The sequence below is a fragment of the Citrobacter sp. MGH110 genome, assembly GCF_001037515.1.
GTDB classification, from domain to species: Bacteria; Pseudomonadota; Gammaproteobacteria; order Enterobacterales; family Enterobacteriaceae; genus Citrobacter; species Citrobacter portucalensis.
Genome location: NZ_KQ089831.1, coordinates 500,096 through 519,429, shown reverse-complemented (window position 1 = coordinate 519,429; position 19,334 = coordinate 500,096). Strand labels below are relative to the sequence as shown.

13 protein-coding genes and 1 pseudogene are annotated in these 19,334 nt (G+C 54.2%); 1 reads left to right on the top strand and 13 read right to left on the bottom strand.

The annotated features are described in order from the left end of the window. Positions 1 to 5 precede the first annotated feature (5 nt). From tssM to tssB, 13 genes and pseudogenes are all read right to left on the bottom strand, one after another. Positions 6 to 3,437, bottom strand: a complete 3,432-nt coding sequence (gene tssM / locus SK38_RS18505; protein ID WP_156183274.1) for a type VI secretion system membrane subunit TssM — start codon at positions 3,435 to 3,437, stop codon at positions 6 to 8. 110 nt (positions 3,438 to 3,547) lie between these two features. After that, on the bottom strand, positions 3,548 to 4,969 hold the full coding sequence (gene tssA, locus SK38_RS18500; protein WP_048236757.1) for a type VI secretion system protein TssA: 1,422 nt from the start codon (positions 4,967 to 4,969) through the stop codon (positions 3,548 to 3,550). A gap of 2 nt (positions 4,970 to 4,971) precedes the next feature. Beyond that, positions 4,972 to 5,700: a type VI secretion system-associated protein VasI gene (gene vasI / locus SK38_RS18495; protein ID WP_048236756.1), complete on the bottom strand. Its 729-nt coding sequence runs from the start codon at positions 5,698 to 5,700 to the stop codon at positions 4,972 to 4,974. After that, positions 5,697 to 8,452, bottom strand: a pseudogene (tssH, locus tag SK38_RS18490) (type VI secretion system ATPase TssH). Before tssH ends, vasI begins: the two are co-directional and overlap by 4 nt. 8 nt (positions 8,453 to 8,460) lie before the next feature. Continuing rightward, complete coding sequence (icmH, locus tag SK38_RS18485; RefSeq protein ID WP_048236755.1) at positions 8,461 to 9,219, bottom strand: type IVB secretion system protein IcmH/DotU; 759 nt, start codon at positions 9,217 to 9,219, stop codon at positions 8,461 to 8,463. 4 nt (positions 9,220 to 9,223) lie between these two features. Beyond that, entirely contained in the window at positions 9,224 to 10,555 is a 1,332-nt protein-coding gene (tssK, locus tag SK38_RS18480; RefSeq protein ID WP_048236754.1) for a type VI secretion system baseplate subunit TssK, read from the bottom strand. Between the two features lie 2 nt (positions 10,556 to 10,557). Continuing rightward, positions 10,558 to 11,091 carry a type VI secretion system lipoprotein TssJ gene (gene tssJ / locus SK38_RS18475; RefSeq protein WP_048236753.1) on the bottom strand — a complete coding sequence of 178 codons (534 nt, stop codon included), beginning with the start codon at positions 11,089 to 11,091 and terminating at the stop codon, positions 10,558 to 10,560. After that, positions 11,088 to 12,377, bottom strand: coding sequence for a type VI secretion system-associated FHA domain protein TagH (gene tagH, locus SK38_RS18470; RefSeq protein WP_048236751.1), 1,290 nt, complete (start codon positions 12,375 to 12,377; stop codon positions 11,088 to 11,090). Before tagH ends, tssJ begins: the two co-directional genes overlap by 4 nt. Before the next feature lie 24 nt (positions 12,378 to 12,401). Then, positions 12,402 to 13,490 carry a type VI secretion system baseplate subunit TssG gene (gene tssG / locus SK38_RS18465; RefSeq protein ID WP_048236750.1) on the bottom strand — a complete coding sequence of 363 codons (1,089 nt, stop codon included), beginning with the start codon at positions 13,488 to 13,490 and terminating at the stop codon, positions 12,402 to 12,404. Next, the gene (gene tssF / locus SK38_RS18460) at positions 13,454 to 15,307 is read right to left on the bottom strand and encodes a type VI secretion system baseplate subunit TssF (RefSeq protein WP_048236749.1); all 1,854 of its coding nucleotides are present in this window, start codon (positions 15,305 to 15,307) and stop codon (positions 13,454 to 13,456) included. The genes tssG and tssF overlap by 37 nt, the downstream gene beginning before the upstream one ends. Before the next feature lie 4 nt (positions 15,308 to 15,311). Next, positions 15,312 to 15,728 (bottom strand): type VI secretion system baseplate subunit TssE, encoded by a 417-nt coding sequence (gene tssE / locus SK38_RS18455; protein WP_048236748.1) that lies wholly within the window; start codon positions 15,726 to 15,728, stop codon positions 15,312 to 15,314. Beyond that, positions 15,725 to 17,197 (bottom strand): type VI secretion system contractile sheath large subunit, encoded by a 1,473-nt coding sequence (tssC, locus tag SK38_RS18450; RefSeq protein WP_032944954.1) that lies wholly within the window; start codon positions 17,195 to 17,197, stop codon positions 15,725 to 15,727. The genes tssE and tssC overlap by 4 nt, the downstream gene beginning before the upstream one ends. Before the next feature lie 290 nt (positions 17,198 to 17,487). Beyond that, positions 17,488 to 17,991, bottom strand: a complete 504-nt coding sequence (gene tssB, locus SK38_RS18440) for a type VI secretion system contractile sheath small subunit (protein ID WP_048236746.1) — start codon at positions 17,989 to 17,991, stop codon at positions 17,488 to 17,490. A gap of 627 nt (positions 17,992 to 18,618) precedes the next feature. On the opposite strand from tssB, the gene SK38_RS18435 reads away from it, so the two are divergent. Continuing rightward, positions 18,619 to 19,137: an Hcp family type VI secretion system effector gene (locus SK38_RS18435; protein WP_032944948.1), complete on the top strand. Its 519-nt coding sequence runs from the start codon at positions 18,619 to 18,621 to the stop codon at positions 19,135 to 19,137. The last annotated feature ends 197 nt before the right edge of the window (positions 19,138 to 19,334 follow it).

Genomic DNA, 19,334 nt, shown 5'->3' with positions numbered 1-19,334 from the left:
CCTCCTCAGTACAGGGTATCCGGCAACCAGAACTGGCTGAACAGCCCGCCGGTGAACGGGTTATCTACCGTGTCCGTATGCACCCGGTACACCATTGCGCCGCCGTCCACGTTAAAGCGCACGCTGAATGTGCCATCCTGTACGCCGGTGAGTTGCCCTGCGCCAAACAACCTGAACTGTGCCCACGGTCCGCTGAAACCGATGCTGCGCGGCGTTTTGCCGCCGGTGCCAATCAGCGTCAGCTTGCTTTCATTACCCTCACGCATGTTATTTGGCCAAACCAGATGCGCGGTATAATTGCGGCCCTGGCTGTAGTCCACTAACTGACCGTCAAGGTTGAGTACGCTGCGCCGTTTATTGCCGGAAAGCGATACGGTTTCCACGGCAAACTGAGCGCCAAGGCCGTTTTGCCTGCTGAAGAAGGCATCGCGAATTTCCTGCGCGGCATTCAGTTGCTCCTGGACGTCTTCGCGAATAATCACGTTGTTATCCCCGTCCTCCAGACTCAGGTCGTTTTCTATAAACAGACGCAAATTCTGTTGGTAGAACGTGTCCAGTAAACCATCCGGTTTAAAGAAGCGTTCAAAGGCATCCAGCGATGCATCCTGTGACGAACGAGGGTTAAACGGATAGTTGTTGGCGAGCTGCTCGTTAAACGGTTTCACCACGTTGTCACGCCAGTCAATCTCCATGTAATGGACTGCTTCCACCATCACCACATGCCAGGCTTGCTCCGCCAGCTTGCCCACCCAGCGGTTAAGCGGGGCAGGCAGAGTTTTTGCCATCTGTCGGGTGGCGAAGATCGGATCGCTGCTGTTTTGATCAAGCCGTAGCTGCACCGCCTTCAGTGCTGATTTTCCCTGTACCGGTGCGTTCTGGATCGCCAGCAGATAACGGTGCAGTTCCGTCAACTGTTGATAAACTGCCTGCAGAGTGTTTTCTTTGTCTTTCTGTACAGCCAGCGTGCTGTTCTCCGGGGAGAACTCATGCCCCAGGCGGGTCAGTAACTGATACTCCGACTCTGCCATGGCTTCCTGAAGCGCTCTGTCATCCAATTTTTCAGAGAGTACGGCGGGCTGTGTATTGTCGCGCAGTGCCGTCAGCGCCCGCTGGAGTGGCTGATCGCCGCTGATAATTTGCTCCAGTGCGCCGGTCAGTTCAGCGATGGATTCGTAATTGCGCACGTTAAGGTTATCCATCCCGGCGCGCCAGGTGGCGGTGTAGTCGCTGAGATACTGTTCGGTGAGCTGACGCTGGATTTCCGCCCGGTCTGCCTCGCTGTATTTCACACTGTGGGTCAGGTTCAGCACCCAGGAATCCATCGCCGTCAGTTCGACCAGCGCATCGCGCTGTTTGACAAAATAACTTTGCAAGCCGTAACGGGTGAGGAATTGCGGAACAATAAGTTTATTATCATCCCCGGAGGTAAACACCTGATCAAACGTGGCGCCCACCTGGTCACGCAGGTTCAGATCGGCGGGCAGCACGCCGAGGGCACGCGTTTTCAGACTCTGGTAAACACGCTGGTAGACGGGCAGTTTGCTGAGTTCTTTCTGGGCCGCCACCACCGGGCCGTCATAAGGCGTCCAGCGGCTGGTGGCGTCGACGTTGCCTGCCTGACGTTCCGCGTGCCAGTCTGTATGCTGCAGGGCATAGTCCAGATGAGACATAAGCTGCGCCTGGAGATCTCGCTGGCCATGGAACTTATCGCTCCAGCGTTTTGCCATGTACTGTTTCACTACCTCGTTGCTGCGTCCGCTTTTATCCTCCAGCATTCTGATGACGCGCAGTACCGCAAGTTTTTCCTCGCTCTCCGGCGGCGCGGCGTTCATCTCTTTGAGCAGACCATTAAACAGGGCCGGCAGGTAACGCTGCTCCAGCAGTTGCAGGTAGGTCTGCTCCACATACGGGCCGACACGCCTGCCCTGATACAATCCCATATCGGCCAGACGGCTGCGATCGCCCCAGTCACCGTAGGCCAGCGTGGCGTCACGCACCGGGTTGAGTAACGGCAGTTGCAGGTTGCCATAATCATCCATACCCTGCGGTGGCGGAACCGACATAAAGGCTTTGGCCTGCTCCAGTACGGTGATGCCGGAACGCCAGTTGTTATTGTAATAGTGATGCCAGCCCATAATCAGCAGCAGCGCGGCGATGCCCCCGGTGACGGAAAACACCGATAACCGGCGGCGGGACTGCATCAGCCAGACGCGGCTTTCACCGGCGAGGTTAGGCTCTGCCAGTAAAGTCTGTGGAAACAGGTTGCGGGTAAAATAGGGGGCCGTGTCCACCAAAGGCCAGGCCGTCATCGGGCTATTGCCCAGGCGGAACTGACGGGCGGCAGACTGCATAAAAATATCGTCTATCTGGCCGCGTTGCAGGGAGGAGGTGAAGTACACGCCTCGCAGCATGACGTCCATATTTTCCCCGTCCAGTAATCCGCTCAACAGGGATACCAGCGGTTCACGGCTACCCTGTATCTGACGAACAAAGCTGAACAGGGAACTGCGGGAGCCGGGGGTTAGCAGTCGCTCCGGCAGGGCGTTATTGAGCTGTTCGCTCCAGGTCTGCCAGAATGCATTCAGCTCTGCGCGCCAGTCGTCATTTTCATGAGCATGACGGGTAAAGGTAACGCCAAGAATGGCATCGCGATCGTTCCTGTCCAGAGACTGAAACAGAGCAGCGAAACCGTACAGTAAATCCAGCCGGGTCAGTACCACATACACCGGTAACTGGCAGTGAAGGTGCTGGCGTATATCCTGCAAACGTCCGCGCAGAATTTGCAACAGGTGCTCCCGGCGGCGTTTGTCGGCAGTCAGCAGATCGGGCAGATCCAGCGTCAGTATCAGGCCGTTCAGCGGCTGTCTGGCGCGTTTTTGTACCAGCCAGTCCAGCATAGTTGTCCACAGGCGACGGTGCAGCACATCCGCCTCCTGTTGCTCAAACAGGAGGCCGTCTGCATCAAAAATGACCGCCTGTTTTCCCACATGTGGGATAACATACCGGCGCAATTCCACTCCCCGCACGGCCTCCGGGGCGTAAATAATGTCGGATGGAAAACCTTCGCGCAGCAGTGACGTTTTGCCACTTCCGGATGGACCAATAGCCATATACCACGGCAGTTGCCACAGGTAGCGACGGTTGTCGAGATGGCGTTGCAGACGCAGCAGCCAGTGGTCGAGATAACGTTGCTGGGCAGTCAGTTCTACAGTCAGCGGATCTTTTTCCTCTTCACGCTGTTGTTTTTGCTGTTTTTCCAGCAGTTGCAGGCGCTTCATTACCCTGACGGTAAGCCATACCAGCGCTGCGAGCGCCCAGGCTGCCGTCGCCAGCCAGCGGTTCGTCAGCGGTTTAAGCCACTGCTCGTCGTAGAACGACCATGACGGGCCTTTCCACCAGATGCATACCAGCAGCACAATCCACGCCAGTGCCAGCAGCCAGGCGGCGGAAACCTTAACGCGGGGCATCGCCGGTCGGAGGACGGATCGCAGACTGCTGAACAGTCGAGGGGTTGGTAATCTGAACACGGTAACTCCTTGTTACGTTATTATTTTTCTGCCGTGAATTTGTTTTCCAGTTGCTCCAGCAGGGACGGCTCCCAGTCAGCCAGCGTCATACGCAGCCCTGCTTTAAACAACATCCGGTACTGCTGCTGTGCAAGCTGCACCATTCCGGCGTCTTCCATCAGTTGCGCGCCCAGATACTGCCGGAGAAACTGATCGCGCGGATCGCCTTCCGGCAGCTTTTCCAGGTATTGCAGTGCGGCTTCCAGTCCCTTCTCGCTGAAACACTGGTGGACAGCCTCTGTGTCTTCGTCGGTCCGCATAATCGGGGCTGTCTGACTGCCCGGAGACGTCGCCAGCCACTGTTTTGTCTGCTCACTCATAAACGGCGTGCGGTCATTAAACCGCAGGGTGGCAAGTTGCGGCAGGCGGACGAGAAAACGGGCCATTTCATCCCGGATGGCTTCTGCTGCACTGGAGTAACCCAGGCGTTGCGCGGTTTGCGCCGAAAGGTAATGCCCATCGAGCCAGTACGGGGCCAGAAGCAGGCTTTTTTCCACCTGTTGCCAGAGCGCCAGATCGGCATTGCTCAGTCGGGTCTGATAATCGGCGGTCATATCAGCAGGTACCGCCGCCAGCGGCGTTCGCCCGTCGCTTTCTGCCTGGGGTACGGATGTAATGGCCTGCCATAACGCATGGCGACGCAGGCGGTAACCCTGCGGCGAATCCGGCTGGCGCTCACAGAGAATGGCGGAGACTTTCAGCAGTGTGTCGCGCCAGGCCTTATCATCATGACTGTCAATATCGACGGTCGGGATAGCGGGGGCGGACACCGATGGCGATACCGGGGAGGGTAGTGTGGCTGCAGCCGGAGGTGCGCCGACGGATGGCGTGGGTGACGGGGCAGACAGCGCAAGCTTTGCCCCGCGAAATGCCCGGCGATACTGCGACGAGAGATCATCGACGGCCTGCGCCAGTGCCGGGATATTTTGCTCCTGCCAGCGCTGCGCCAGTTTTGCCAGCTCAGCCAGCAGGCTGTCGCGTTGCGTGATATCTGCCGATTCTGCGAAGCTCTCTGCACCGGATTCAAATCGTTTCAGTACCTGGGCGGCGAAACGCTGTTTATGAGCTGCATTTTGCGGTGCGGCCTGCGTCCAGTAATGTTCCACATATAACGTCAGTAAACGTAACGCCAGCAGCGGATCACCGGCGTGTTGCAGCGTACGTAAAAGGTGGGCCAGCAGGCGAAAATCTTTGCTTTCCGACGCCAGAAGCACTAATCCCCGGCGCTGTATTTCCGGGATATCCAACTGACTGTGCGTCAGTGAGCCAAGTTTAAGCATTTCGCCATCGATATATTCCCAGTCGGGATTATCGTCTTTCATCGCGGAGGCATGTTTATCTTCCGGCAGATTTTCCAGCAGGTGTGAAATCCAGGTATCCGGGTTACGTAAGTCCATTGCCATTTTTATTCCCCCGCCCAGTGGCAGGCGTCACGCAGCGGTGCGATGGTTTTCGCCAGCCCGTCAATGTTAAATGTCAGTTTTCCGGCGGCACTGTCCGTACCGGTGTTGATGGTCAGGGTTTTTGCGCCAAAGAGCTGCTTAATTTCGTCAATACCGGATAGTCCGCGGCTGGACTCCAACAGGACACCGTTCTCACGGATAAACCAATGAGACTGAAAGCGTCCGTGGTCAGTTGTCAGCGTCACGGCGATGTCGTTCTGCGTCATGGAATGGGTCAGCGCCACCTGCATCCGGGTGATGTTGTCCACACAACTGAACATCAGTACCGGGCGTGGCGGGACGTTGCCGATGGCTGGTGTAGTAATAACCACTGTTGGGCGTTCGCCATCGCTCTGCGTCATCAGTAGTGCGGTGGAATTATCCGGGCGCTGTTTCTCCTGGGCGAAAGCCCGTTTCCAGGCTTCACCTTCATAACGGGCCTTTACCAGCGCGCCATTAAAGCTGGATTGCTCTGGTGCCAGAATATGGTCATAGCAGTCAAGACGCTCCAGTGCAGCAGGCTCCCGGCGACAGTCCAGCATGGCACTGAGCGTCGTCTGTGCGTTGGTTTCCGGCACCACAATCCCCGGCAATACGGCAATCACCTGTTTTGCAGGTGTTTCCGCCTGTACTGCGCGGGGGAATAATCCCGGCAGCAGCATTATGATCATGAGCGTCTGTATTCTGCTCATAGAACGGTTTTGTCCTCTGTTTCTGGTTCCGACTGTGTGTCGGAATCAGTGCTATCCTCCGGTGCATCTTCCACATCAGCGATAAAGGAGCCGTTTGTCACACCCAGCGTGATACGGGCAATGGCGATATTCGCCGCCATTTTCTGCAACAGCAGCAGGGAGAGCGGCGGCAGCATCTCACCGTCGATGACCGACTCCAGCATCCGCGCGCCGTTTTCAGCGCGGGTGACGCGCTGCATTATTTCGTCGGTGACTTCCGGCTCAATTATCACCTCTGCACCGAAGCGGGTACGCAACACGTTATCCAGCCGCGCCAGTTTCCCGGCGATAATGACGGAGAGTGTTTCACGCGACAGCGGCAGGTATGGCACCACTTCCATGCGTGCCAGTAGCGCAGGTTTGAAGAAGTCTGCCAGTATCGGATACAGCGCGTCGTGCATGGTTTCAGGGTGATCGGCATGTTCGACAATCAACTGATAACCGAGGTTGGAGGTGAGGAAAAAGACGATGTTTTTACAGTCAATCAGACGGCCTTCGCCATCTGCCATCTCGCCCTTGTCGAACGCCTGGTAGAACAGGTTAAGCACGTCCGGGTGCGCTTTTTCCACTTCATCAAGCAGCACTACGGAGTAAGGTTTTTGACGAATCGCTTCGGTCAGCACGCCGCCCTCGCCGTAGCCAACATAGCCTGGAGGGGAACCAATCAGGCGGGAAACAGTATGTTTCTCCTGGAATTCGGACATATTGATGGTGGTGAGGTACTGGTGACCGCCATAGAGCAGTTCTGCCAGTTGCAACACGGTTTCCGTTTTACCCACGCCGCTGGGGCCGGCCAGCAGGAATGCACCCAGAGGTCGCCCCGGGCGGCGCAGATCCGCACGCGCTGTCAGCAGGTGCTTATGCAGATGCTTAATCGCCAGATTCTGGCCCTTGATAATGTCACCCAGCCACAGCGGCAAATCGGTGATGACCGACATCTCGTTCTGCGACAGACGGTTAAGTGGTACGCCTGTCCATTCGGCAATCACAGCTGCGATTTGTTTTTTATCGACGTGTGGGGAAACCAGTAGCTGCGTATGGTGCAGAGTATTCAGTTCGGCGGTCAGCGCTGCCAGTCGTTCTGCAGGACAGCGTTCTGGGACGGTTTCTGGTTGCTTCGTCGCGAATTCATTTGCCGGAACGGGGGGGGGGCGGCATCCACTTCTTCTGACTGCACATTTTCTTCTTCACTGCTAACGGATTCATCCAGCAGCCCTTTACGCAGCGAGATAATTTCCTGTACCAGCGCCTGCTGCTGGTGCCATGCTGTTTCCAGCTCATCCAATTCGGTCAGCGTTTCGTCATACTGCACCAGTACTTCATTCAACCGCGAGGTATCAGATCGCAGGCCTATGCGGATTTCACGCTCAAGCTGGTGAATTTCTGCTTTGCACTGATGGCTCAGTGTGGTCAGCGCTGAAATTTGCCGTGGTGGAGAGGAAAGATTGATCGCAACGCGGGCGCAGGCGGTATCCAGCACATCAATGGCTTTATCCGGTAACTGACGCCCGGAAAGATAGCGCTCGCTTAACGTTGCTGCTGCCTGTAAGGCTTCATCATCAATCAGCACGCCGTGGGACTGCTCATACACCACCGACAGGCCGCGCAGAATAATGGTGGATTCGGCAGCATTGGGTTCGCGTACTTTTACCAGTTGGAAACGACGCGACAGGGCAGCGTCTTTCTCGAGATATTTTTTATATTCGCTCCAGGTGGTGGCGGCGATGGTTTTCAGCTCGCCGCGTGCCAGCGCAGGTTTTAGCAGGTTAGAGATATCCAGCCCGCCCTGCTGGTTGCCCGCGCCAATCAGCGTGTGGGCCTCGTCGATAAACAGAATAACGGGTTTCGGTGACTGAATGACCTCCGCCATCAGCCCCTTAAAGCGCTTCTCAAACTCGCCTTTCACCGATGCGCCTGCCTGTAGTGCACCAAGATCCAGGGTCATAATATCGGTATCGCGCAGCTTGTCCGGTACCTTGCCTGCGACAATGCGCAGCGCCAGTCCTTCGATCAGCGCGCTTTTGCCGACGCCTGCCTCACCGACTACCACCGGATTATTTTTACGGCGGCGGCAGAGAATATCAATCATCAGGTCAATTTCATTATCGCGGCACAATACTGGATCGAGCCTGCCGTTGCGGGCATCATCGGTCATGTTTCTGGCGTAGCGGGCAAGCAGGCTGTCGCCGGTATCGGTTGCGGCGCTGATGACCTGCCCGTCCGCATTCAGCATAACCGACTCGGCTGACGCCTTCGTCCATCCAGCAAAATCCTGCTGTAGCTGGTCGCGGTTGATGGCAGTGAGCAGCCGGGCGGCGGTGGGCAGTACGTAGCGCAGCGGCGAGTGGAGCAGGGCGAGCAGCAGGACGCCGCCGCGCAACTCTGTCTGCTGCATTTCAGCGGACGCCAACAGCCAGGCCTCTTTCAGCCATTCAACCAGCATGGGGGAAAACGACGGATAGCTATCCACTGAACGGGTGGTGGCGTAATTTTCCACTGTCAGCGCTTGGCGTAAATCATCGGTGCCGATCCCGGCGCGTTCAGTAATGACCCGCAAATCGCTGCGCGGGATAGCCAGCATCTGGAGCAGTACGTGGCTGACAGTGATTTCCGCCGCCTGCTGGCTCATACACTCCGAGGCTGCGGCTTCCAACGCCTGTTTCGCGAAGGGATTAAGCCGTTTTACCAGTGTGGCCAAATCAATCTGGATCATATGTGTCCTTACCTGGCGAGCAGCCGGTTTAACTGGTGAAGAATGTCCTGCGTCTGGCCGTCCAGGCGCAGCAGATAGAACAGATAAAACAGCGCCAGCACGATGATACCGCCGGACAGAACATGGCGGATGGTCAGTCGTTTAATGAGCTGGTAGCGTCCGCCATGGGCTTTTTTATCCTGGTGCAGCAGTGGAAAGGGCGCATCGCCGCGCAGTTTATGCAGGACGTGATACAGGCGGCGGTATATCTGCTCAAACTCCCCCTGATCCTGAGGCGCGACTTTATAGCGCCCGCGAAAGCCCAGTGAAAAGCAGATATACAAAAACTCCAGCAGATCCTGGTAGCGTTTTGGCTCGCGCATCAGGCGTTCCAGCAGAATAAAGACCTTTTCACCACCCCAGGCTTCATTGTGGAAATGCACCAGTAACGACTGTTTGATCCACTCGTTCTTGTTGGACCAGCCGTTACCCAGTGCCGCTTCATCTATAAAAGTACAGAGGATGTAACGAAACGAGATAATCACACCTGGCTCATAGCCCTGCTCCTGAAGTAGCTGCTCCATTGCCTGCACATCCGTCACCACCTGAGTGAACAGGTGTTCAGGCATGGCATGGCTGTTCATCCCCGCAACACGCATTACCATCCCCAGCAGCGGTGTTGCGGCGTCGATCATCGGGTTCAGGCTGTTGCCGCGCAGCGTAAGCTGGTACTGACGGAGGCCTTCGCTTTCGTATTCGGGTAAAGGGGGCAGTGATAGCGCATCCATCGTCTTATCCTCTTATAGCCCACAGTTGCATGTTCAGATCCGGAAACGAACCGGATACATGCAGGGCGACGGCACCGGTAGCCGCCACATCCGCCCAGGCTGGACCGCTCTTGTCCAGTTCGAAATAGCTGAAACCGGCATGGTACGGAAGCTGGCGGGGGGCCACCATCAGCGTATGCAGCGGGATACCGGGGATTTGCACACTGACCATATTGCGAATTTTTTCCGGCGAGGAAATTTTTGACTGCTGGATAAACTGGCGCTGGAGTTGCTGTGTCTCCATTTTCGCCGCCACTGCCAGCACGAAGGTGGCTGACTGCAACAGTGCTGAGTCATGTACGTCAGCCTGCCAGATGCCATCGCGCAGATGCAGCGGCAGGTTAACCGCCCTGGGCGATAGGACGGTATGCAGTGCCCGCTTCACTTCCGGTAACAGCGTGTTGAAGGTGTCCGTCAGGTTACGGTGATCATAGACATCCAGCGGACAGGGCAGGCGGGACGGCTCGGTAAATGTCATGAGTTCTCCCAGCAGCCCAGCAAGATCGAGATAAAACTCTTCCGGATGAAGCTGTGGTCTGCGGGCGCGGTGAGTGAAGCGGGTCTGGTTACGGTTGAGCAGTTGCAGCATCATAAATTCCGCCACATCGGCAATACCGCTTTGCGCCGGAGAACCAATGCGGTTAGCCAGGTCATTGGCCCGGCCGCCGACTGCCTCCTGGATTTCGCGGAGAAATTCACGAAGCCGTGCGCTGACATGGATGTTCTGGCAGGAGGGGATAAAACTGTCATCCAGCATCAGAGAGCCGTCTGCACGCCTGTCTTTGATACGGCACAGTGGCAGTGTGACATATGCACTCATATCGTCTGCCCCACTCATAATGCGGGGGGTTAACTGCCCCAGCGTCAGTGCACGCGCATCACCATTCTCTGAATGCAGATCCCGGACATCAGCATCGTGCAGCCGGTAACGCCCGATCTGTTGCCCGTAACTGACTTCGCCTCTCACATCGCTGGCGACAGGTAAGGCCAGATAGACATTACGGCTTTCTTCATCGGGAAAACTGTCCGGATGCAGCGGAGCGGGCAGCGAATCCTGATCCGGAAGGGAGAACACCGTGCCATCCGGCAGCGTGCCCGACGCACTGTCGAGCATGATTTTACCCTGTGCCAGCAACTCGTTGTTGATGGACAACTCCGTAAATCCCCAGGATAAATCATGAATGGCCCGGAAACGCAGGTTATTCACATAATCGTTATAACGTTGCTGTTGCTGGAGGTGGTGCGGACGCATCAGTGTCCCTTCCCGCCACATCACCTTGTTTCGCGTGGTTGCCATCGTTAATCATCCTCTTTTTTCATTTCAATACTGCTCTGGCGGATATGTACCAGCAGGCGGTAGTTGTGTCCTGTCCCTGCCACCGGTTCGATTTGTTTCCATTGTGTGGTCTGGTCGTCGGAGAAGTAGGCAATCACGCCGATAAACTGCGTCTTCTCATCCATCTTCACTGGCGGCAGGGTTTTTATGGTGTCGGGCAGCAGGCTGAAATCCTGGTGATCGATATAGTTTTTCCCCAGTGCATCCGGTAACGGCGTACTTGCGAGCTGGTCATAATCCGCAGCCTGTAATTTCGAATCATCACTCAGGTAAACCAGTTGTACGTCCACCGCCGCAGCTTCACCGTCCGCATTGATGTTGGCATCCGGCTCCGTCAGCAACGTAATCGTCACCAGTGACGACTGGTCAGCCAGTTTTCCGACCTGAATATCTGGGTTTTTAATGACCTGGCCGATTTTTTTTGCTGTTTCACAACCACACAAGGCGATGGTTAACAACGCCACCAATACCCAGGCGAGGAAACCACGCCCTGTCATGCTTCCGGCTCCCGCTGTTTTTCACGAAGTACCCGGTCAAAGATCTGGGCATACACTTCGTTAAAAAGCATCTCAAAGCCCTGCTGGCGGCTGGAGGCCAGTTCGTCGTAGTAATCGCAGTACATCTGCCAGGCTCCGGCATCATCCAGCGGATTGCGTAGTTCATGGCTGCGGCGATACTGCACAAAACGGCGCATCAGGCTCTGCGGCGAGAAGGCGTCCAGCAGCACGCGCAGCGATTCCACAATGGCCGCGTGGTTGGCTTCTTCGTGATGGCGGATATTGCGCAGGCTCTCGCTGACGGCGGCAGGTGCGGCGAGATGAACCGGGCTTTTTCCTTCGGCAAACAGCACGTCCAGAGCGGTGGCGTAGTCCATATTCAGGCGCAACGGATTATCTTCCAGCGGGCGCAGATGTTTGTCAGATAGGCTGTTGCGGTGCTGCTGTAGCTCAAGCAGCCCTTTAATCGCCGCCTGCAGTGTCCTCCCGGCTTCTTCCAGAAAATCATCGGCATCTTTCGTGTTATGCACAGTAAGCGATCCTCCCAACCCTCGCAGTAACGGGGTTACAGCGAGATGGCGCTGTGCCGCCTCTGCCGGTGAAATTGCGTCATCATCGCTGTCCTGCGGATAGGCATACATTGATGGCAGATCCATAAACGGTGTGTTGATCCCGCCATGTGTGACCGGATCGGACAACGGAGCGGATGGACGTACAGGCGTGATTGCCGCAAGAGGATTGTCCCTTGTGGTCAGACTTTCGGTCCGCAGCGCCTGCAATGGGTCGGTGGAAAAGCCATTCACAACGGTATCGGCAAGCTGGTGGCGGGACGGCATTCCCGGATATTCCGGTGCGCTGTCAGTGGACAGCAACGTGTCTGACAAAGTGTCGTGGTTAGAAACAATGGTTTCAGGGGTAGCCATCTCTTCGTCGTAATGCCGCATCCCGCCCTGATTCAGATAAACCCGGAGTATCAGATGCCCCGTCTGGATCTCATCGCCCTGGCGTAACTGCACCAGATCCGAGGCTACCGTGACTTTGGCCTGATTCAGCCATAGTGGTGCGGTCAGCTGATGCAGGCAGAATGCGCCATCATGCAGACTGATGCTGAACGCTTTCGCCGGAACATCCTGATGCCTGCCCTGAACCGGCCAGTGGCACTCACTGCTGTGGCCCACATCCCCGCTCTGTGTGAACAGACACCGTGCCGCGCGCCCGCTTTCCAGTTCGCTGCCGTTGACGACATGCAGTGAAAGCGTTTGTTGTCGCGTTTTTTCTTCCGCCATATCATGCTCCATGATGGTTATATTTTACTCCCTGACCCTGATGGTGACTGAGGGATGCTCTCCCGGTTCGCCGAGAAATGACGTCCAGCCCAGTAGTGAGCTCTTGTTATCGCCCAGCCGCATGGTGCCCACCTGCTCCGGTGCCAGTCCCAGGTGCAAATCCCAGGCAAGTTGATCGCGCAGGACGAAGGAGACAAACATCGCCAGCGGCAGAAAGCTTTCTCCTGATGGCAGGAACGAGAGAAACCGCTTACGACTCAGGTTGTTAATGCTTAACTGAAATTTACCGCTGAGATCGGGAACACTCGTCCCGAGAACAAAACTGCCCAGCACCGATCGACCGGCCAGTTTTTCGCCATTTTTAATCGTGTAACATCCGAGACTGTTTTGCTGATCCGGCTCTATTTCCACCATCCGTCGCTGCCAGTTTTGCAGTGTCACGTCAGATAAATTTAAATCGAAACAGTGCGCGACCAGCGAGCAGACGATCTCTGGCGAGCGTCCCGGATTCGCCAGTATTCCGGCATAGGCCAGCATTTTGCTGTGATTAACTGGTAGCCTTTCGCGAAGTTGCCGGTGGCCAAGCCCGACCAGGGAATACATCCGTTGCGAGAACACATCCACGCCACCGTTACGGAAAGAGACGTGGTAGCGATACTTACGCCAGGTATGCCAGACGAACTGTGTCAGGCGGTGGCTGAACATATCCAGAAAATCACCAACCGGACTTTGCTCATGTGCGGATTTCCAGGCCAGGTGATCAAGGTAATAACCTGGCAGGGGAGACTGGCTGCCCTGTAACCCCATAAAGGTGGTGGTCATCCGGAACTGCCCGGAGGTCTCCTGCTCTAGCGCGCTGACATCACTTACCGGAAAGCCCAGGCTGGCATCAGCCCGGAAATGAATGGTCTCCTGTGACGGAGGGGTATCCAGCGATAATTCCGGTGTTTCTTCCCCCTCTGATGCCAGCCGGTGCAGCAGTTCTGAGAGAGCAAAAAAATTACAGGCGCAGGCGTCCTGAAGAAAACTCTCCCGTAATGCGTTTTGTTCATCCTGTACCGTAGCATCGTCCGGAGTCAGATGAGCGGGTGTTGTCCGGTTCTTTCCGCCCATTTCCATGACTCCTGGCTTTCCGTGTTAACAACGGTCAGCATGTGGAATGAATTGACGCTGGCATACAGCGACAGAAAGTGCGACAAAACTGCACCCAGAAGGTACATCTCTCCTTCACAGACAAACGGTCCCGGATGGATATACAGAGTTGACGCCAGACCACGCACCGGTATCCCGGTAAACAGGCGATCAACGGGTCTGGTGTCCAGCCGTTCAATGGCATCCAGCTTTTGCTGTGACAGGCGAGCCATCTGTGGATGATGAATGGCGTGGCGGTCAAAATTGGCTATGACCTGTTTGAGCGCATCAGCATCCAGCAGTGAGAGATAATTCAGGTTCATGGCGGACAACAGGGACCAGTGCAGGCTGCCGTCTATAACCGGCCAGAGTGGCGGCGTGGGTCGGGTGATATTGCGAAACGATGCCACTGACGCGTTTTTACCTGTTGTACCTGTTATGTCGCCAGGCAGGATCTGTATCGGCAACTCACGGTTGGTGCAGGTCAGCGATACTGAGACCACTTCATTATTAAGCAGCGAGGCATCCGGGTGGCCGCCATCAGCGTGAATAAAAGCAAGGCTATGATCAAAGCCCCGCTGAAACAGCGAGGTCTTTGTCCGGTGCTGCCAGTAGACAACTTCCCGCTTGCGACTGTATTCCATCTGATGACTGAAACTTTCAAATGCAGGCCACTGACGCACAGAAGGTGTTGTAATGGGTTGTCCAAACTCTTTTTTTCTGAATATACCCTGCGTCTGGCTCACCACACTGTTAACCGAAAAAATGTCGTAATGATCCGGATAGTGGCGGCTGGGTATCAGTGGATAATCTGCCCGCTGGTGATCCAGCGTAATCGCTTCGGCATGATGGAAAAAAAGATTAATGGCGGGCGCACAATATAAACGCAGGGAGTCGCAGTGTAACTGGATATCCACGGGTAAAGGGCGCGAAAAACGCAGCCGCAGGGTGAAACGATTCTCCTTCAATCTGTCAAGTAGCGCCGGAATGCCACAGACATCGAAAAAGAGAAAACTGTCGGTGTAGCAGAAAAATTCCTGGAGAATGCGGTAGCCGCTGTGGACATTACCGGGCCAGGGCAGCATGGCATCTTCTGGTTCAAACCCCACAGCTTTCAGCATAAATTCGGGCATCGGGATCGACTGCTCGCCCGTAAGCAACTCTGCGCCCTGTAAATATTCGCAAAACCACAAATACAGCTGGTAGCGGGTATAGTTATCATCGTTGCCCAGCCAGAAGCGCAGCTTGTTTAGATCCAGAGTGGTGAAATCTGTACCAGGTGCGATGGCAAATGTAATATCAATAATGCCATGGCGGGGCGTACTGCGATCCTCTACCTGATCCAGTTGAACGGGCAGCAGCCAGATATCCCGGCAAAGAGTGAACGTACAGGGCGGGGCTACATCGTGTTCATTGCCGGAATACGCAGACAATACCTGGTTTCCCTGAGTCTCTTTCGAACCGGTTGTGAACTGTTCGTTGCGGGGGATGCATACCGGCACGGAGGTTTTGTCCATATCCGGGCTGTATTCAATCAGCGTCATCGACGGCACCGGGCGCAGATAATTGGGCCACAGCATTTTGATCAAGCCGTGTGTCAGCTCAGGAAACTCATCCTCAATTTTCTGGCGCAGATTGCCGGTCAGAAATGCCACGCCTTCCAGTAGACGCTCGATATCCGGATCGGCTCCTTTTTCAGCCAGAAACCGGGCCAGATGCGGCTTTTCGGTTGCCAGTTGTTTACTTAACTGGCGAAGGTAATTCAGTTCCTGCCTGTAATAACGCTCTTCGAATTCCATTTTACTACTCCACCCGATAATGCTGACTGCCGTCCGGTGCCATATCAAACTCAAGCACATCGTCGATGTCGTTAAATGTCACCCAGGCGGTGATATGGAATGTTATTTCCTGTGGGCTGGCCATAAGGGGAAGCACCGCCCGAACCTCAGAATGTGAGATTCGGGGTTCATAACGCTCAATGCACTGCACGATAGCCTGGCTCATGGCGCTGCGATAATTATCTGCTCCTTCCGGCTCTTCGATGCCGAGCTCCGGGGTACCCCGACAACTGCCGGAGCGGGTATTCAGGATATTTCGCAGGCTGTGGCGAATGGACTGTCTGAATGCCTTTATATTGCTGTCCCCCCGCCAGTTTCTGGCAGGAGGGTTTTCCAGACGCTCAAACAGCGATCCGGCAGGTCTCTCGTGCTCCGGTATCACTTGTCTAACCGTCCGACTAAAGACAGTTCAAACGACGCACCCATATATTTAAAATGGGGTCTTGCGGAAATTGCCACCTGATACCAGCCTGGTTCGCCGTCCACGTCCAGGACCTCAACTTTAGCGCCACGCAGGGGCTTACGGCTGCGGACGTCAGTGGGCGGATTCTCCTGGTCAGCGACATACTGGCGGACCCAAATATTGAGTTCTCGCTCAAGGTCACTTCTCTCTTTCCACGACCCGAGCTGCTCGCGTTGCAAAACTTTAATGTAGTGTGCGAGGCGGTTGATAATGAACAGGTACGGTAGTTGTGTACCCAGCTTGTAGTTGGTTTCGGCATCTTTGCCCGGAAAATGCTTGGGTTTCTGAACCGAATTGGCGGAGAAAAAGGCGGCGTTATCGCTGCCCTTGCGCATGGTCAGCGTGATGAACCCCTCTTCGGCCAGTTCGAACTCACGGCGGTCGGTGATCAACACCTCTGTTGGGATCTTGGCCTGAATCTGTCCCATTGATTCATATAAATGTACCGGAAGATCTTTTACCGCGCCGCCGCTCTGCGGCCCAATAATATTCGGCGCCCATCTATATTTTGCGAACGAGTCGGCCACATTACTGGCTAGCATCCAGGCGGTATTGCCCCAAAGATAATGCTCGTGGCTGTGGCTGACATCTTCGGCGTAGTTGAAGCTTCTGATGGGGTTTTCGGTGGCTGAATAGGGCTGGCGGAGCAGAAAACGCGGTGCGGTCAGCCCCAGGTAGCGAGAGTCTTCGGAATCACGTAGGGCGCGCCATTTTGTGTAAGCAGGGCTTTCAAAGATGGCATAAAGATCTTTGATATTGGGCAGCTCAGTCCATGAATTGAGTCCCATAAATTCCGGCGATATGGAAGAAAGGAACGGCGCATGGGCCATAGCGCCGACGGCGCTGACATAGTTCAGCAGTTTCATGTCTGGCGTGGTATTTTTGAACTCATATGCGCCTAATACCGCCGCGATGGGTTCACCACCAAACTGACCAAATCCGCTGGAATAAACATGCTTGTAGAAGCCTGACTGGGTAATCTCTGGCGCGAACTCGAAATCGTCCAGCAGTTCTTCTTTGGTGACATGCAGGATATTAACCTTAATATTCTCGCGAAAATCAACGCGGTCCACCAGGGCTTTCATTGAACGCCAGAATGACTCCAGTTGCTGAAACTGAGGGGCGTGAATAATAGCATCCATCTGGCGGCTGATTCGGGCGTCAATATCCGCAATCATACTGTCCACGGCCAGTTTATTTACGGGTTCTGCTGGTGAGCTGGATTGCAGAAGGCTGGCAACAAAAGCCGTTACGCCCTGTCGGGCAATATCATAACCGTCAGCACCGGGCTGGATACGGGTTTGTGCCATGATTTCATCAAGCAACGACGGGGCATGGCTTCCCTGTTCAGCGCGGGTGGAAACAAGTTCCTCTTCCTTTAACGACATACTGAAAATCCTTGTGTTGATCTGTATTTCTGGAGTCAGGTTTCACGGTCAGTGGAACACCTTCCGCCAGTGTGGCTTCATCTGCTGATACCCGTTGATATGGATGATTTCATCCATCAGACATCCGAGCCTCTGGTCAGGCGCCGCGATCAATACATCCAGTGTTTCTGTGTTGATATCGCCTGTCTGAGTGATACATAACCGGCTCACTGTCTGCGTTATTGCGTCATCGGTTCTGGTGGTATCTTTCCGCAAGCCCATACCAGGATAATCTCCCTGAAAAACAGAGATTACTGGTTTTCTGCCTGGCTGATCTCCCGCAGTAACTGTTCGCGGGATTCTTCATTTTCCAGCAATGCCTGAAGCTGGGCGCGAAATGCTGGCAAATTACCCAGCGGCCCTTTTAATGCTGTCAGCGCTTCGCGTAGTTCCAGCAATTTGTTCAACTCCGGCACTTGTTTTGCCACACTGTCCGGAGAAAAATCGTTCAGGGATTTGATTTCCAGCGAGACATTCATCTCATCGTCATCTTTTGCGTCGTCCTTCAATGCTGCCGGAACTGCAAAATCTAGGCTAATGGAAGCTTCTGCCATCACTGAATTGAATGAATGCTTGTCGATAGAAACCATCTGGCGTTCATCAAGTGGTGCTGTTTCTTGTGAGTTTCCGGTATCTCCCACTATCAACATATTGAGGGGTAATTCCACCTCAGAAGGCTCGCCGTCAGTTTTTGGAACGTAAGAAATATTAATGCGTTCTTTGGGGGCTACACTGCCGTTATAATCTTTGCTCATAGAGATCATCCATCAGGTTATGTTATGTTTTCTGCATCTCCGTACAGACCATGAAATACCGTGCAATAAAAACAACTGGCAATCATTATTACGCGAAGAAAATTTTTTGAGAAGCACTTTTTCTAAATGAAATACAGGAGTATCCTTCTGTTGTGGTTATTGTTCAGGTTGTATTGGTTTCGTTAAGAATAAATTAAAAGAAATTTCAGTGATTTTTATTTTTATGTAATTATATGATTTATATGTGGTTTTTATTTTGTTTTATATGTTGTTAATATATTTTTCATGAATCCATATACCGCAATTATCTTTATGTTACGGGTTGGTTGGTGAATGGGTTTTACCGATTGGAGTAATGGAGCAATGATGAATATAATATTTATTCATGAATATGATATTGTCATTATTTTATAGAAATGAATATTGATGTATCACCATAATGGATGTGTGAATATTTAATTCAGTCATCAGGAATATGCTTTTTAGCCTCTGGGTTTACGGTTCAATCTGCCATGTGAAGAGAGTTTAAACTACAGAGTTTTTTATGTGTTAAGCATGTTTTTATCTGCCGGATATCTTTTGGCAGATGTATGTAAGTGTCGTTAATCGTTAACAAGGAGTTTATGAATGCCAACACCGTGTTACATCTCAATTACGGGGCAAACCCAGGGGAATATTACCGCTGGTGCATTTACCGCAGATTCTGTCGGCAATATCTACGTGCAGGGGCACGAGGATGAAATGCTGGTACAGGAATTCCAGCACAACGTGACTGTACCCACCGATCCGCAGTCCGGGCAGCCGAGTGGTCAGCGTTCGCACAAGCCGTTCATTTTTACTGTAGCGCTGAACAAAGCCGTACCACTGCTGTACAACGCGCTGGCCTCCGGCGAAATGCTGCCGAAAACTGAACTGCACTGGTGGCGTACCTCTGTTGAAGGCAAACAGGAGCACTATTTCACCACCCGCCTGACGGACTCGACGATTGTGGATATGAAGTTGCATATGCCGCACTGCCAGGATCCGGCGAAGCGCGAGTTCACGCAATTGCTCGAAGTCTCACTGGCCTACCGCAAAATCGAGTGGGAGCACGTCAAGTCCGGCACCTCTGGTGCTGATGACTGGCGCGCGCCGCTGGAAGCGTAAGGCTGAATCCACAGCACCCCACCCTTACGGGCAGGGTGCTGTTTTTGTTGGGGATCGTAAACAAAAAAGCAGTGTCAGTAAGGGGTTACGTTTTTTACGGGAGATGGCGGACGCCGGAAACTTCGGCGGTAGCGTGCCTGAATAATGCAAACGTAACACTGTACTGTCATTCGCCGCAGTCTGGCTGGTGGTTTCTT